Source organism: Rhodopseudomonas sp. BR0G17 (assembly GCF_010907025.1).
Lineage (GTDB): Bacteria > Pseudomonadota > Alphaproteobacteria > Rhizobiales > Xanthobacteraceae > Rhodopseudomonas > Rhodopseudomonas palustris_H.
In genome coordinates this window covers 1-490 of sequence record NZ_QUML01000124.1, presented here as the reverse complement: position 1 = coordinate 490, position 490 = coordinate 1, and the positions used below count along the sequence as shown (strand labels likewise).

The window sequence follows — 490 nt, the reverse complement described above, 5'->3', positions numbered from 1 at the left end:
GCGGCGGTGCGTCCGGCTCGCCAGCCTGCAGCGGCGTCGGAGACGGCACCAGCGACGGCTCCAGCGAAGGGATCAGCCGGATTCGTTCGCGCTTGACCGGCTGGGCCCGCACCACCTGCTTGGTGGCCTCGACCACATGCACGCCGGCCAGCGGCAGCGAGGTCGCGCCGCCGATCCGTTCCCAGGCCGATGCCGAGCGCAACAGCCAGCTCTGTGACAGCGGCGGTACGAATAGGGCTTCGCTCCAAGCGGTCGGCGTGAACCAGGTCCGCCGCAACAGGTCGGCGATCTGCGAGCGCGAATACGGGCGGCCGTGGCCGAACGGGGTATTATCGAGCCGCGCCCAAACGCCGCGGCGATTGGGCACCACCGCCAGCAGCCGACCGGCCGGCGCCAGCACCCGCCACACCTCGCGCAGCAGCCGTTCGGGATCGTCCGACATTTCCAGCTGTCCCTTATACACACCTGACGCTGCCGGCCACCCCTTACC

Annotated in this window: 1 protein-coding gene; it reads right to left on the bottom strand. The window is 70.4% G+C overall.

The window, feature by feature from the left end; all coding sequences use genetic code 11:
* Positions 1-490, bottom strand: a 490-nt coding sequence (locus tag DY467_RS25495) for a class I SAM-dependent methyltransferase (RefSeq protein WP_164639830.1), incomplete at both ends; no start/stop codon positions are given.